Origin of the sequence: Methanolobus psychrotolerans, from assembly GCF_002243045.1 — an archaeon.
Lineage (GTDB): Archaea > Halobacteriota > Methanosarcinia > Methanosarcinales > Methanosarcinaceae > Methanolobus > Methanolobus psychrotolerans.
The window spans coordinates 19,705-33,880 of the sequence record NZ_MBKP01000036.1; the positions used below are offsets into that span (position 1 = coordinate 19,705).

General features: G+C 42.4%; 15 protein-coding genes, 1 tRNA gene and 1 pseudogene. 13 read left to right on the forward strand and 4 right to left on the reverse strand.

Going from position 1 to position 14,176, the window contains the following annotated elements; translation table 11 throughout:
* The first annotated feature begins 176 nt into the window (after positions 1–176).
* Positions 177–1,406: an exodeoxyribonuclease VII large subunit gene (gene xseA, locus BB781_RS11335; protein WP_094228602.1), complete on the forward strand. Its 1,230-nt coding sequence runs from the start codon at positions 177–179 to the stop codon at positions 1,404–1,406.
* Complete coding sequence (locus tag BB781_RS11340) at positions 1,403–1,654, forward strand: exodeoxyribonuclease VII small subunit (RefSeq protein WP_094228603.1); 252 nt, start codon at positions 1,403–1,405, stop codon at positions 1,652–1,654. The genes xseA and BB781_RS11340 overlap by 4 nt, the downstream gene beginning before the upstream one ends.
* A gap of 108 nt (positions 1,655–1,762) precedes the next feature.
* On the opposite strand, the gene ccsA is transcribed toward BB781_RS11340, so the two are convergent.
* Entirely contained in the window at positions 1,763–2,845 is a 1,083-nt protein-coding gene (ccsA, locus tag BB781_RS11345) for a cytochrome c biogenesis protein CcsA (RefSeq protein ID WP_242492639.1), read from the reverse strand.
* Between the two features lie 4 nt (positions 2,846–2,849).
* Positions 2,850–3,842, reverse strand: coding sequence for a cytochrome c-type biogenesis CcmF C-terminal domain-containing protein (locus BB781_RS11350; RefSeq protein ID WP_242492640.1), 993 nt, complete (start codon positions 3,840–3,842; stop codon positions 2,850–2,852).
* A 195-nt stretch (positions 3,843–4,037) separates the two neighbouring features.
* Between BB781_RS11350 and BB781_RS11355 the strand changes: the two genes are divergently transcribed.
* The 6 genes from BB781_RS11355 to BB781_RS11380 all read left to right on the forward strand — a co-directional run bounded on the left by BB781_RS11355 (position 4,038) and on the right by BB781_RS11380 (position 8,487).
* Positions 4,038–4,565, forward strand: coding sequence for a CDP-2,3-bis-(O-geranylgeranyl)-sn-glycerol synthase (locus tag BB781_RS11355; RefSeq protein ID WP_242492644.1), 528 nt, complete (start codon positions 4,038–4,040; stop codon positions 4,563–4,565).
* A 41-nt stretch (positions 4,566–4,606) separates the two neighbouring features.
* Positions 4,607–5,140 (forward strand): orotate phosphoribosyltransferase, encoded by a 534-nt coding sequence (gene pyrE, locus BB781_RS11360; RefSeq protein ID WP_094228606.1) that lies wholly within the window; start codon positions 4,607–4,609, stop codon positions 5,138–5,140.
* Positions 5,141–5,321: 181 nt separating this feature from the next.
* Entirely contained in the window at positions 5,322–6,626 is a 1,305-nt protein-coding gene (gene purD, locus BB781_RS11365) for a phosphoribosylamine--glycine ligase (RefSeq protein ID WP_094228607.1), read from the forward strand.
* A 52-nt stretch (positions 6,627–6,678) separates the two neighbouring features.
* Positions 6,679–7,584: an ornithine carbamoyltransferase gene (gene argF, locus BB781_RS11370; protein ID WP_094228608.1), complete on the forward strand. Its 906-nt coding sequence runs from the start codon at positions 6,679–6,681 to the stop codon at positions 7,582–7,584.
* 90 nt (positions 7,585–7,674) lie between these two features.
* A tRNA-Leu gene (locus BB781_RS11375) sits at positions 7,675–7,762 on the forward strand.
* 146 nt (positions 7,763–7,908) lie between these two features.
* A complete protein-coding gene (locus BB781_RS11380) occupies positions 7,909–8,487 on the forward strand; it encodes a flavodoxin family protein (protein WP_094228609.1) in 579 nt (192 codons plus the stop codon).
* A 61-nt stretch (positions 8,488–8,548) separates the two neighbouring features.
* On the opposite strand, the gene BB781_RS11385 is transcribed toward BB781_RS11380, so the two are convergent.
* Positions 8,549–9,364, reverse strand: a complete 816-nt coding sequence (locus BB781_RS11385; RefSeq protein WP_094228610.1) for a UDP-2,3-diacylglucosamine diphosphatase — start codon at positions 9,362–9,364, stop codon at positions 8,549–8,551.
* 527 nt (positions 9,365–9,891) lie between these two features.
* On the opposite strand from BB781_RS11385, the gene thrC reads away from it, so the two are divergent.
* From thrC to BB781_RS16175, 4 genes and pseudogenes are all read left to right on the forward strand, one after another.
* Entirely contained in the window at positions 9,892–11,235 is a 1,344-nt protein-coding gene (gene thrC, locus BB781_RS11390; protein ID WP_094228611.1) for a threonine synthase, read from the forward strand.
* A 229-nt stretch (positions 11,236–11,464) separates the two neighbouring features.
* Positions 11,465–11,578, forward strand: a complete 114-nt coding sequence (locus BB781_RS16170) for a DUF2769 domain-containing protein (RefSeq protein ID WP_242492641.1) — start codon at positions 11,465–11,467, stop codon at positions 11,576–11,578.
* A gap of 615 nt (positions 11,579–12,193) precedes the next feature.
* A complete protein-coding gene (locus tag BB781_RS11400) occupies positions 12,194–13,045 on the forward strand; it encodes a GNAT family N-acetyltransferase (RefSeq protein WP_094228613.1) in 852 nt (283 codons plus the stop codon).
* Between the two features lie 147 nt (positions 13,046–13,192).
* Positions 13,193–13,555 (forward strand): annotated as a pseudogene (locus BB781_RS16175) (EamA family transporter); the annotation flags it as partial.
* Here the strand turns inward: BB781_RS16175 and BB781_RS16180 are convergent.
* A complete protein-coding gene (locus BB781_RS16180; RefSeq protein ID WP_242492646.1) occupies positions 13,501–13,710 on the reverse strand; it encodes a hypothetical protein in 210 nt (69 codons plus the stop codon). The pseudogene BB781_RS16175 and the gene BB781_RS16180 sit on opposite strands and share 55 nt — an antisense overlap.
* On the opposite strand from BB781_RS16180, the gene BB781_RS16185 reads away from it, so the two are divergent.
* Complete coding sequence (locus BB781_RS16185) at positions 13,709–14,176, forward strand: DMT family transporter (protein WP_242492645.1); 468 nt, start codon at positions 13,709–13,711, stop codon at positions 14,174–14,176. The two genes, BB781_RS16180 and BB781_RS16185, sit on opposite strands and share 2 nt — an antisense overlap.

A 14,176-nucleotide genomic window follows, 5' to 3' on the forward strand; every position in this document is an offset into this window, starting at 1 on the left:
CGAAATTATCTTCTAATGATTAATTTTTTTAAACACTCATATAATCCTAAATACTCGGTTCTTTTCTTTTAAATCCACATCTGCGGGTAACAAGTGTTAATATAATACTTTCACCTAACTCCCCTCTGGACTTTATATTTGCAGAGCCTATCTTCTTTAAGGGCCGGAGATTTTACATGGGTATATACACTGTTTCACAATTGAATGACTATATAAAGCAGGTTTTTTCACATGATCCGCAACTGGGGCAGGTATGGGTGCGAGGTGAGATATCAAACCTGACAAAACACAGCTCTGGTCATTATTATTTCACTTTGAAGGATAAAGGTGCACAGATAAGTTGTGTGAGTTTCCGGATGACTAACCGAACCCTTAAATTTGAACCGGAGTCGTCCATGAAGGTTCTTGTTTTCGGGTCAGTGGATGTTTATACCGTGCGAGGCCAGTATCAGCTGCGGGTACTGGACATGCGTCCTGATGGTATCGGTGAGCTCTACAAGGCTTACGAACAACTCAGGAACAGATTGGAAGAAGAAGGTTTGTTCGATGTGTCCCACAAGAAAAAGATTCCTCGTTTCCCGGGGAAGGTAGGAGTTATCACCTCGCCAACAGGCGCTGCTATTCATGATATACTCAATGTGCTCAAACGCAGGTTCCCTGTGGATGTACTGCTAAGTCCGGCAATTGTCCAGGGAGAACAGTCTGCTGCAAGTATCGCCAGGTCAATTGAACATCTCAATAGAACAGACGTTGATGTGATAATTGTTGGCAGAGGCGGTGGTTCATTAGAAGACATGTGGTCATTTAATGAGGAAATTGTTGCAAGATCAATATTCGAGTCCAAAGTACCGATTATCTCAGCTGTGGGACATGAAACAGATTACACAATTGCTGACTTTGTGGCTGATGTGAGGGCTCCCACACCATCGGCAGCTGCAGAGATCGCAGTTCCGGAAAAGTCTGAATTGACGAAATATGTGTTTTCTCTTTCATTACGTATGGAGCAAGCTGTAATGCATTATATGTCTGACAAAGTCCGCCATGTGGACTATCTTTGTTCCAGAATTGACCACAAAAGATTTGCTGAGATACTGCGGCGTGATCTACAAAGGGTTGATGAACTCAGCTCACGCATGGAGTTCGGAATTGCTAAGATAATTGAGTCAAAGGTGTCCTCGTTATCCGGGGTTGCAGGTCGTCTGAATGCTGTAAGCCCGTTGAATACGTTAGAGAGGGGATACAGTATTGTTCTTCGTAGCAGGGATCATAGCATTGTCAGAAGCATCGGGGATGTGAGTCCGGATGAATGTCTGGATATAAGGGTCATTGATGGTACTGTGAAATGCAGTGTAAAGGGTATCAAGCCTGAGAGGCGAAACATTGATGAGATGGAGTTGAATCTATGAAGGAGATAATAGATGATAATGAAGAGCTGGAAGGGCTGAGTTTTGAAAGCTCGCTGGAAGAGCTGGAATCCCTTGTAGATAAGCTTGAAAGGGGCCAAATGACCCTGGATGAAAGCCTTTTGATATTTGAGCGTGGCATGAAACTTGCCCGTGTGTGCAACCATAAGCTATCAAAGGCTGAAAGGAAGATTGAAATACTGATTGTAAAGAATGGTAAACTAAAAACAGACACGTTCATTGATGAATGATCTGGCTGGGGATTAGATCATAACTATTTTGACGGAGATTATATTAACAATTCCTTAATATTTCCTCAATTAAATATAATATTTAAAGTAGTTTACATAGTTGAAGATTCAGGCAGAGTCTGATATATTCTTTTCATTTTCCAGATATCTTTTTGCTAAGAGGTATACGCTGATTCCTGTTATTATCAAAAGGAATATGGCAATCACAAGTCCATGGGTTGTGAAATCCTGCCATGAATGCACTGAAGCCCATATTCCACTCCTTGTAACAAAGGTTGCAAATATCACCAGAATGAATGATGCTACTGCAAGCAGTGGTGCCAGGAATCCGTATTCGCCGTGTTTTGCGCGTGTCTGGGCATGCAGGTATGCTGTGGCTGTTATCCATGGTATAAGTGAGGATGTTTCTACGGGATCCCATGTCCAGTACCATGCGCCCCATCCAAGTACCTCGTATGCCCAGAATCCTCCAAGGCCAATCCCTAGTGTGAGGAAGAGCCATGCAATTCTCATCCAGTCTCTTGCCACAAGTGTCCATCGTGTGTCCTTTGTGACAAGGTTGGCAATGGCAGCTGCGAAAGGTATAGTGAATGCTGCATATCCAAGGAAGAGTACAGGTGGGTGGACAGCCATCCAGGGATTGCGCAGGAGTGGGTTCATGCCCTGTCCGTAAGGTACATCAAACAGAACCGCAAACGGATTCCAGTTAGTTGCTTCAACAGCGCCAGATGGGAGTATACGGTATGCTGAGAATGGGTTGTCGATTACCAGCAATGTCAGAAATACGGATACTATTGCTATAGATGCCATTCTTGTAATGTCCATCATCCTTGTTTCAGTAAGCTCCTTTGTGTGTCCTGTGTAACGGAGGAACATCAGCATTACAAGTATTGCCCATGTCCAGAGCAGAAGAGAACCTTGTTGTCCTGCCCAGAAAGCAGACATGCGATAGAACCATGAAAGGTCTTTGCTAGAGTGATTGAATACGTATTCATAGGAAGCATTGACACTCAGAAGGTATGTCATGAGTATGAATGCAGAGAGTGTAATACAAGCAGTACACATCATTTCCAGTTTACTTAAGCGTATCTTTGCTCTGTAATCGGATAATGTATAATAACGAATTGAATAGAATGTGGCACCCCAGCCGCATATAAAGGCCAGCCATATGAAGATCATACCCAAATTCAAATCATCACCTCTTTCCCTCTGCTCTTTTTAACCTACGTTTTTCTATTTCCTGTTCGAGCAGTCTGTCATATGTTCCTTCCGGGCCTGTTTTCCTACTTACACTGGATGAAGTTGCTTTTCCGTCGTTTGTGCGGTCTGCCAATAGCAGGGCAGTGATGCCTATTACCATCAGGTATATTCCTCCCCAAAGGCAGTTGATGAAGGGCACAGTTCGCATGTAGATATCGACTTTACCGCCGGATTCATCTATAGCCCTTGGAGCAATGAACAGCTCTTCTGTAAGTCCTCGATTAATGTAAGTGGTGGTGTATGTCTGTCCCCATTTGAAATCAGTGATATAATTGATCTGTCCTGTCTTGAAATAGTTCCCGTTCTTATATATGTCAAAATCAATTTCAGTAGTGTATGATGATGCAGGATAGCTGCGGAAAGCCTCACCACTATAGTATGAATTCATACTGTTGATCTTCAACTGGTAGTGCTGTCCGTCAAATGAGCCTGTCTCAGTTGTCCCGAGTACAGCGGAATTTTCTACTTTCATGTTAGAACTGAGGACGATTCCAAGCAGGATGAGCAGGATTCCCACGTGTATCACATGTGCGCTGAGTTTCTTGATCTTTACTAAAGTGATATCATTCTTGCTGATGCTGTATATTTTTATTATTCTGTAAAAGGTTGCCAGAAGGGCAACGATAAGTACGGGCACGGAAATGTCCATAGGTGTATTCTCTAAGGGTGAGATTACGGCAAAAAGGATTGAAAGTGCAGCTGTTCCTCCTACTATTGGGACGATGTGCTTGCGGTTTGCATAACCTACGAGCATGCATGTACTCAGGAGAAGAACCAGGATGGTCACAGGAATTGCAGCCCTGTTGTTGAAGTAGCTGGATTCAAGGCTAAGTTCAGCTCCGGTTGTCAGTTTTGCGATGAGGGGTGTTAGCATTCCCATTGTTATGATTGTTGCCAGCATGAGAAAAGTGACAACAGTCGCAAGCATAGTATTGCTAGTTGTTAAAGGGGGTATTTTGTTTTTCATCTTGCAGGCAAATTCTATGTATACAACATATTTATAATTAGAGCTATTTTACCCAATGTGTTTCGATATCTTAAATAATGATGTTGCATATCAGAACAGAGCAACAAATGTGAGTTGATAAATACGATAGAGATGCTGATAACTGCTGTCTGGCTGATGCTTCCTGCCTATATTCCAAGTCCTGTGGCAGCTGTCTTTGGTGGAGGAAAACCAATTGATGGTGGCAAGACACTTGGGGACGGAAGGCGTATACTTGGTGATGGAAAAACATACCGTGGCCTTCTTTCAGGCATATTTTTCGGAATGGTAGTTGGTCTGTTGCAGATGTATTATCTGTCCATGAACTCAATGTTGTTCTCAGTAGAGCTTCCTTCTTTTGCAGGAAACGGTGTAAATGCTACAGTTGTTATCTTTGCACTGGCATTTGGTTCTCTGTTTGGGGATATGTTCATGAGTTTCTTCAAGAGGCGACTTGGCCTTAAAAGAGGTGCACCGCTTCCGGTTGTCGATCAGCTTGATTTTGTATTCGGTGCATGGTTGCTCACGTACATAATAGCTCCCGGCTGGTTCACAGCCAACTTTACTGCTTCAATAATAATTGTGCTGCTGGTTCTGACTCCTGTCCTGCACCTGAGCACGAACATTATAGGATATTTCATCGGGGTCAAGAATGAGCCTTGGTGAGCATTTAATATTTTGAACGATTTTAATTATCAGGTGATCTAATGTCTGAAGGGAATGGTAAACGTGCATTGATAGATGCTCTGAAGGCGTGTGGTGCTGTTAAGTTTGGCGATTTCACACTTGCCTCAGGTAAGAAAAGTACATATTATATTGATATCAAGAAGGCAAGCACGGACCCTGCTACGCTTAAAGTTATAGCAAAGGAAGCATCAAGGGTCATTAAAGGACTTGAAATTGATGCTGTCGGCGGTGTTGTGCTTGGCGGTGTTCCTCTTGCCACGGCTGTCTCTCTTGAGGCAAACCTGCCACTTGTGCTGATACGCAAATCTGAAAAAGGTTATGGCACAGGCGGGCGTTTTGTCGGTGATTTCCACGCAGGCTCAAAGATATTGCTTCTTGAGGATGTGACTACAAGTGGTGGTTCTGTAAAGGATGCCATTGAGGCAATACGTGAAGCAGGTGCCGTTGTTGACAGGGTCATTACAGTTGTTGACAGGGATTCAGGGGCAGAGAAGAGCCTAAGTGACATTGGTGTGAAGCTTGTTCCTCTTGTCAGGGCAAGTGATCTGATCTGATTCATTTTAATTTGATTTTGCAGGTAAAAAAAGGCAAGTTATTTATTTCAGGAATTAGAACTCTCTGATATTCTGATTCCTAATAAAATAACAAACATAATTACGGATATTGAATACAGATATTGAATTGAAATTATCTGCACGTAGTTAATAGTAGTTTTCTTATGATGAGGTTTGATATATGAACATATTAGTAGTTGGTGGCGGCGGAAGAGAGCATGCTATCGCAGCAGCAATGGCACGAAGCAGGAAAGATCCGTCCATCTATGCCGTGATGTCAAAGAAGAATCCGGGAATTGCTGAATTATGTGAGGATTTCCTTCTTGAAAAAGAGACCGATGTGGATAAAATTGTCGGGTTTGCATTGTCAAAGAATGTAGAGCTCGCTGTAGTTGGCCCGGAAGCACCGCTTGCAGCTGGTCTTGCAGACGCTCTGGAGGATGCGGGTATCAGTGTTGCCAGTCCGAAAAAGAAGGTTGCACAGCTTGAGTTTGATAAGGCATGGGCACGCAATTTCATGAAGAACAATAACATTGCAGGTTGTCCTGTCTTTGAGGTATTCACTGAGAAGGATGCTATGGATGCTTTCATCTATGAGCTTGGAAATGTTGCTATCAAGCCATCAGGTCTTACAGGTGGCAAGGGTGTCAAGGTAATGGGCGACCAGTTGCCTGATGTGGATGCCGCAAAGGAATACGCTTCAAGCCTGCTTGGTCAGGGAAGCGTTGTTGTTGAGGAGAACCTCGTTGGCGAGGAGTTCACACTGCAGGCTTTTGTTGATGGGAGGAACCTTGCTTTCATGCCAACTGTTCAGGATCACAAGAGGGCATTTGAGAACGATCTTGGCCCAAACACAGGTGGTATGGGTTCTTACAATGCACCAGGTGAGATCCTTCCTTTCCTTACTGCCGGGGATGTTGAGAGTTCCAAGCAGATAATGATCGACACTGTCAAGGCGCTTTACAAGGAAACCGGACAGAAGTACAGGGGTACGCTGTATGGCCAGTTCATGATCACAAAGGATGGTCCTAAGGTCATTGAGTTCAATGCGCGGTTCGGTGACCCTGAGGCTATGAATGTGTTGCCTTTGCTTGAAACCGATTACGTGGATGTGCTTTCTGCAATGGCAAGCGGTACGCTTGATAAGCTGGATGTGAAGTTCAGCAAGAAGGCAACAGTTTGTAAGTATGCTGTTCCGGCAGGCTACCCTGACAATCCGACAAAGGACAGGGAAGTAGTTGTAGGTGACATTGGCAGTGCCATTCTTTTCTATTCCAGTGTTTATGAGAAGGGTGGAAGGGTCTTCACCACCGGTTCAAGGGCAGTTGCTGTTGTAGGTGTTGCGGATTCCATTGCTGAGGCTGAGAAGATAGCTCAGAATGCCCTGGAGAATCTGTCCGGTGACCTGCACTACAGAAGTGACATAGGTACGGCAGGCCTTATCCAGAGACGTATTGACCATATGAAACAAATACGCGGGCAGTAATATAGTTTAATAGTGATGTTAGTTTATTAATAGTTTAGTGAAGGTTGATAGTATGAAACACCTGATTTCAATGGCTGACCTGACTCATGATGAAATAGTTGAGTTACTCGATATGGCGGAAGACCTGAAGGAAAAACGCCTGCGGGGCAAGGTCACAGACCTCCTGAAGAACAAGAGCCTGGGTATGATATTTGAGAAATCCTCTACACGTACCAGAGTGTCATTTGAGGTTGCTATGTGCGATCTTGGCGGGCATGGGCTCTACCTGAATCCAAGGGATATGCAGCTTGGCCGTGGTGAGACGGTTGGGGACACTTCCGAGGTGCTCTCAAGATATCTCTACGGTATCATTGCAAGGGTCTATAGCCATGAGACGGTGAAACAGCTGGCAGAGCACTCTTCTATTCCGGTCATCAATGCGCTTTCAGATAAGGAGCACCCATGCCAGATACTTGCCGACCTGCAAACTATCCGTGAGTACAAAAACAGGCTCACTGGCTTGAAATACGCATGGGTCGGCGATGGGAACAATGTATGTAATTCGGCTATCCTTGGTTGTGCCATCATGGGTATGGAGGCTGCGGTTGCATGTCCTCCGGGATATGAGCCGGATGAGGATATTGTGGAGCTTGCAAGGGAGCTTGGCGGAAAGGTCACTGTCACCAACGATCCCAACGAGGCTGCCACAGATGCTGATGTTATCTACACTGATGTGTGGGTGTCCATGGGCGATGAGGAAGAGCGCGAGCAGCGCCTGAGGGACCTTGCTCCCTACCAGATAAACTCCAGACTGGTCGAGCTGGCAAAATCCGATGTTATCGTCATGCATTGCCTCCCTGCACACCGTGGCGAGGAAATAAGCGCAGAGGTCATGGATGGTCCTCACTCGGTCGTCTTCGACCAGGCCGAGAACCGCCTGCATTCCCAGAAAGCACTGTTACTGAAACTGCTGGCATAACCCGCCACCAGTTTTCATTTTCCATCCGTTTTGTCCCCTTTCAAACACAAAGTTTAATTACAAAAAGCACTACTAACCATCACTCACAATGCGGGAGTCGCCCAGCCAGGTCAAAGGCGCTAGATTCAGAGTCTAGTCTCGTAGGAGTTCGTGCGTTCGAATCGCATCTCCCGCACCAAGCACTATTTTAGGACAATATTTTTCTGTATTTATTAACTTGAAATCTTGTTTTATTGTTATTTCTCTTCATCAACGATTTATACCTCTCCATTTCATATTCTCATCTAATCAATCCAAACAACCCCGAAAACAGAGGAACACACCATGAAGGTAGTCGCTATAAACGGAAGTCCACGAAAAGAAGGCAATACTGCTGCTCTGCTGAAAGAACTAACATCCAAACTTGAAGCTGAAGGAATAGAAACCGAACTCGTACACATAGGCGGGAAGAAGGTTCACGGCTGTACTGCATGTATGAAATGCTTTGAGATGAAGAACGGTCTTTGTGTATTTGATGACGATGGCATCAATGAGTGTATCGTAAAGATGAGGGAAGCTGACGGGATTGTCATCGGCTCACCAACATATTTTGCTGATGTTTCCACCGAAGTAAAAGCGCTCATTGACCGTGCAGGATTCGTTTCTATAGCAAATGGTGGATTACTTGCTAGGAAAGTCGGTGCTGCTGTCATAGCTGTGCGCAGGGCAGGAGCGGTGCATGCTTACGATACTATCAACCATCTCTTTGGTATTTCCAGCATGATAACCGTGGGGTCATCTTACTGGAATCTGGGTGTCGGGCTGAATCCGGGGGATGTCAATGATGATGCTGAAGGGATGCTGACCATGGGTAATCTTGCTTCGAATATGGCGTGGCTATTGAAGAAGATCAATTCTGAATAAAGGTAAAACAGGAACAAAATAAAAAAGGAAAAATTGATTTTCCTGCAGGGAATTTGCAGATCTATCCTGTAAATTCCTTTAGCATCACTTCATCATTAACGATCTCAATATACTCTAATTTCTTATCATCGCCAAAACCCCAGCTGCCTGTATTTGCAACCTTATTTTCCTTTTTTAAATATTGGTGGTGGGTATGGCCATAGATTAAATGTTGTCCAGGGTGTATGTCGAACAGGAAATGTCTTGTCTCAGCTCCTGCAAGCTCTTCAATCGGTTCAATGACATTATGCTTATTGAAGTTCCTGATTCTTTCCTCCGGCGGCTTCATCATTGATCGAAGCGCATCCAGAGGATTTTCAGGAATTCGTTTTAACGAATCCAATATTGATCTACTTGACTGGAATAATTTCCATGCAGCATCAGCAGCATTACCAGTGTCATCTCCAGCAAGGCACATTTGCTCGCTGAAGGTTTCGTATGTTTTCATAGACTTGTAATACGGGTTACACAACACCTCCAGCTGGTAACCATGAAAGAAGAAAAACTCCTGGTTTTTACTCTTTATTACAGTTGATTTCTTCACCTCGAAAGGAAAGTTCTTTCCCAAAAGTTCACTGAGCCTCAGTAAATAAAAGTCATGATTTCCCACAATATAATGGACTTTCATTTTATCTGCCAGATCATTTAGTAGTGTCAACGATCTTGAACACTCAAGAACCGCTTTTATAAAATCTCGTCTCCATATATCAATTATATCTCCAAGAAGAACTAAATGTTCAACCCCTTTAAGTTTTGCCTCTTCGATAAAATTGACGAATTCTTGCTCTTTTGCTCCCTTCATACCAAGATGTACATCTGAAACTGCTATAATTGACATAAATCTCCCTCAAGAAATGCGTTCCATCTCACATATGTAAAATTAGTAGGTTTCTACCAACCGGTGTGATAATGAAGTAGCTTTATTATAATATCTAAAATCTTTTTTGAAGCATAATTTCTAATCTATTTTTCTGTCCTATATTTAGAAACAATATCCTTTATCACTATTACATATTGATATGATAAGGTAAATATACGGAAGGGGCATCAGGAGTTCCTCTCCTTGTCCATTCTTCCGGCATTTTCAATGGTTTTTGTTAGACTTCTATTAATTAATACCAACAGCTATTCTCCTCCTTCAATGAACTATACTGTACTTTGATGCATAATAAAGTACAATAAAGTTTGAATATGTTTTTGTTCTGTCTGGCTTCTTATTAGTCTCTGGAAGTCTATCATGTTTCCTGATTCAGGTATAAGTTAAGCCGGATCTGGCATTTTGGGGATGGCAAGTTATTCATACTTATTTATCCTTTAAAGGTCATTATCTAGTTTATACCCTTATCAACTGAATTCCTGGTTAAAATGAAACTCTATAGCACAAATCTTAAGGCGCCGGAAGTTAGCTTTCAGGAGGCTCTGATCACAGGGCTTGCACCGGACAGGGGGCTTTACATGCCAAAGAGCCTTCCGACCTTCTCTAAGGAAGAGATCGACTATTTCAGGGATGCACCATATCCTGAGATCGCGTACAGGGTCCTGAGCAAGGTCCTTGAAGGCGAAGTTGACGAAGAGTCACTGAAAGCGCTCACTTTTGACGCTTACAACTATGATGTTCCTCTTGAGAAAATAGATGAGCAGACTTACATAATGAGGCTTGACAGAGGACCCACAGCTTCCTTTAAGGACTTTGCAGCCCGCATGATGGCAAGGCTCATGCAGCATTACCTCAGCAAAGAGAACAAGAGCCTGACCATCCTCACAGCGACCTCCGGAGATACCGGCAGTGCCGTTGCTCATGCATTCTATGGGCTTGACAACATAAAGGTCATCGTACTCTTCCCAACCGACGAGGTATCTGACCGCCAGCGTAAGCAGATGACAACCCTGAACCAGAACATCACAGCTATCTCAATAGATGGCAAATTCGATGACTGCCAGGCAATGGTAAAGCAGGCTTTTGCAGACGAGGATCTCACTCATTTCAATCTCTCCTCCGCAAATTCAATTAACATTGGTCGTCTTGTCCCGCAATCTATCTACTACATCTATGCATATGCAAGACTCAGGAACTACCCGGATGATATCATATTCTCGATTCCCTCTGGCAACTTTGGTAATATGATGGGCTGTGTCCTGGCAAGGACCATGGGCGTCCCTATAAGAAAGATAATTGCGTCTGTGAATGAGAACGATGAGGTCCCTCATTTCCTTAGTACCGGTAACTATGAGAAGATTGTTCCATCAAAGAACTGCCTTTCAAATGCAATGAACGTGGGACACCCAAGTAATCTTGCAAGGCTTATCGCTGTTTATAGCGGTGAAATGGATGAGAAGGGTACTATCAGCAAAGAGCCTGACATGGAAAAGCTCAGGGATGATATTTACTCCGGCTCTGTCACAGATAGTGAGACCAAGGCTACAATAAGGGATATTTACGAGAAGTATAACATTCTTATCGAACCACATGGTGCAGTAGGTATAAAAGGGCTGCTTGATTACAGGTCTCAAACAGGTGATAATACACTTGCAGTAACACTGGAAACAGCAGACCCTGCAAAGTTTCCTGAACATGTAAAAGCCGAAACAGGTGTTGAGCCTGAGCTTCCTCAAAGCCTGAAGGAGATCGAGGCAAGGGAAGAACACATGGATTATCTTGGTACGGATTATGCAAGTTTTAAGAAATACCTGCAGGAAAAGCTCGGATGAGCTTTTCTTACATCCATTTCAATAATCCTTTAAAATCAATAACAAAAGCATGTTTCGTTTTTCATTGTCCTTTAATATATTGTGAGGTGTACTTCTGGATACTGATCCTTCTAATAAATCGTGCTTATCAGAAAGATGTGGCAAATATTTTGGGATTTGTACTTCCTTTCATCACTCCAAAGGTTGTAGTTGTCCTTCCTGCCCATCTTATCCGGGAGCAGGCACCTTCATGTTTTGTTCTAAGGGAGCATATCCGGATACATTAAAAAAGGGGTGTATGTGTTCTGAATGTTTCATATATGCAAAATTTGCTTTGCAAGGGGAGTATTTTTGCTTAGAATAATATCTTTTGATATATTCTTTGTTATATTTTCTTCTCGAATTCAACCTCATCATCATTATGCTCATTATATATTATAATGTAGATATATTTTTATAGTAGAAAAATATACTACTAATTGTGGCAAGATCTTCCAAGCAGAGATTGCCTCAATTGAAATGTACCGTCTAATAGTACGATGTGGACTTCATCCCAAATCCCCTCGGTAAAAATGAAATTGGATTGCACGGAATTGTGGGCGTGATACCTTCCCTCTCGGTATCCAAAAACAGCATATTAAAAACGGAAAATGCTCACACTTCTAAACCAATGGGAAAATGAAGTAGGAGTATGAGCGATTTCAAAGTGGGGTATAGTGGATAATGGAGTATGAGCGGGTTCGGGGTGCCATTCCAGGATCTTCCGGATGGTTCCGGGGTTATTGTCAGCATTATTGCCAATGGGGTTATTGGCAATAAGATATTTTCCTGCTTTTGCAGGTAATCTTATTTTTTTAGTTTATAGCTGCAATAGTTATTTCTTATGTGTCTAATATATTATGATGTAGTACACTCCGTGCACTATTTGCCAATATTTAGTTATCATTAGGTTTTTATAATAATCGACCGGTGTTACTTAATGAGTGAAAGAGGAGATTTTCAGATTCGCAAGATGAAGCGTTCAGATGTAGATATAGCTATTATGTGGGCAGAAGAAGAAGGCTGGAATCCTGGGATAAATGATGCTGAGTGTTTTTACGCTGCAGATCCTTTCGGTTTCTTTATAGGTGAGCTTGATGATGAGCCTATATGCTGCATGTCAAATGTCATCTACGATGATATGTTTGCATTCGCCGGTTTCTACGTTGTAAATCAAGAATACAGGAATCAAGGCTACGGAAACAGGCTTTTTGCTGAAGCCATGTCTTATGCAGGCAACCGAAACATTGGTGGTGACGGGGTAATGGAAATGCAGGAGAAGTATCAACAGAGGTCTGGTTTCACTTTTGCTTATTGCAACATCCGTTTTGAAGGTATCGGAGGCGGCAAAGAACCTGCTGGACTTGTCCCGGTTTCAGAAGTTCAATTTGACGCTCTTGCAGATTATGACAGTTTGCATTTTCCCTCCCGCCGTGAGAATTTCTTGCATGCATGGCTCTCTCAAAAAGGATGCAATTCATTTGTAAAACTTGACAAGTCGGATGCAATTTGTGGATATGGTGTTATAAGGCCATGTTTCACTGGCTTTAAAATAGGTCCGCTATTTGCTTCAGATCCTGAAATTGCGGAAGATCTATTTAATGGCCTCTTGTCCTCTGTTGGCGAAACACCCGTGTTCTTTGATGTTCCTGAACCCAACAGGCAGGCATTAGATATCGCAAAAGCACACGGTATGACTAAGGTTTTTGAGACTTGCAGAATGTATACAAAAGAAGTTCCTAAGCTTCCAATTAACAATATTTTTGGTGTAACCAGTTTTGAATTAGGTTGAAAGATAACTATTTCTCAAATTGGCGGAATAATATCCTTTATTTCTGTTATCTATGGCTCTGTAGGTCTTATTATCCTCTAAGATATATTCATGATTGTTTGTTTCAAATTTCTTTATATATCATGGGGTTATTCCTGCAAAGCCAGGATGATATCCACTAAAAGTAGCAACTATTCTTATATAGAGCTTATAATTTCATGTACAATATTTGGAGCTAGTGGAATCTTTATAAAGCACATTTATGAAATGCAAACAGCATCTATAATCTTTTACAGGCTTATATTTGGATTCACACTGCTATTGGCCTATTGCATATTAACTAAAAAGTACAAGATGCTTTATTTGGGCAAAAAGAAGCTTTTTATTCTTTTAATTGCGATATTCAATGTTTTGACTCTTTACACTTACTTCAGCTCTATAAAATATGCAGGTGTTTCATTAGCTGTTCTGTTGCTTTACACTGCTCCTGTATATGTTGCATTACTATCTCCTTTTTTTCTAAAAGAAAAAAGAACAAAACGTGGCATTTTTTCCATGTTAGTCTCAATAGCCGGGATTCTTATTATCATATTGCCTGGAAGCAGTGCATCTGGGTATGATGCCTGTCTTTTAACAGGTATTGTCCTTGGTATCCTGTCAGGTCTTTCGTACAGTGGTACCATCATGACTGTAAGTTATCTGAAAGACGAATATTCCGGAATTGCCCAGTTGTTCTGGTCAACGTTGATCAGTTTGCTGATTCTGTTGCCTTTTGGTAGCAAAGTTCCTGCAGACATTTTTTTCATGAACATGCGTACTCTTTTTCTCTTCGGACTGATAACTACAGCTTTTGCTTCAGTCCTCTATCTTAACAGTGTTGCAAAAATTCGCGCACAGACCGTAAGTGTACTCGCACTGCTTGAACCAGTAAGTGGCATATTCTTCGGATTCCTGTTCCTTCACGAACCAATATTCCTGAATACGATACAAGGGTGTTTCTTCATAATACTGGGTGCATTCATCCTCATTTATGAGCCGGGAAATGCAGCTATCATGTCTTTGAAAAGCTCAGGAACTTACTTGTCGGTAATTGGTAAAAATAAATTATTAAATATCCCGTCAATATATTCTTCATGGATCTTTAAAAAGTAA

Bases quoted from the DNA above. Each gene is read 5' to 3' on its own strand.
- BB781_RS11385 (WP_094228610.1), bottom strand. From the start codon at position 9,364: ATGTCAATTATAGCAGTTTCAGATGTACATCTTGGTATGAAGGGAGCA.
- BB781_RS16170 (WP_242492641.1), top strand. From the start codon at position 11,465: ATGTTTTGTTCTAAGGGAGCATATCCGGATACATTAAAAAAGGGGTGT.
- BB781_RS11350 (WP_242492640.1), bottom strand. From the start codon at position 3,842: ATGCTTGCGACTGTTGTCACTTTTCTCATGCTGGCAACAATCATAACA.
- BB781_RS11380 (WP_094228609.1), top strand. From the start codon at position 7,909: ATGAAGGTAGTCGCTATAAACGGAAGTCCACGAAAAGAAGGCAATACT.
- argF (WP_094228608.1), top strand. From the start codon at position 6,679: ATGAAACACCTGATTTCAATGGCTGACCTGACTCATGATGAAATAGTT.
- BB781_RS16185 (WP_242492645.1), top strand. From the start codon at position 13,709: ATGACTGTAAGTTATCTGAAAGACGAATATTCCGGAATTGCCCAGTTG.
- BB781_RS16180 (WP_242492646.1), bottom strand. From the start codon at position 13,710: ATGATGGTACCACTGTACGAAAGACCTGACAGGATACCAAGGACAATA.
- BB781_RS11355 (WP_242492644.1), top strand. From the start codon at position 4,038: ATGCTTCCTGCCTATATTCCAAGTCCTGTGGCAGCTGTCTTTGGTGGA.
- BB781_RS11340 (WP_094228603.1), top strand. From the start codon at position 1,403: ATGAAGGAGATAATAGATGATAATGAAGAGCTGGAAGGGCTGAGTTTT.
- thrC (WP_094228611.1), top strand. From the start codon at position 9,892: ATGAAACTCTATAGCACAAATCTTAAGGCGCCGGAAGTTAGCTTTCAG.
- BB781_RS11400 (WP_094228613.1), top strand. From the start codon at position 12,194: ATGAGTGAAAGAGGAGATTTTCAGATTCGCAAGATGAAGCGTTCAGAT.
- pyrE (WP_094228606.1), top strand. From the start codon at position 4,607: ATGTCTGAAGGGAATGGTAAACGTGCATTGATAGATGCTCTGAAGGCG.
- purD (WP_094228607.1), top strand. From the start codon at position 5,322: ATGAACATATTAGTAGTTGGTGGCGGCGGAAGAGAGCATGCTATCGCA.
- xseA (WP_094228602.1), top strand. From the start codon at position 177: ATGGGTATATACACTGTTTCACAATTGAATGACTATATAAAGCAGGTT.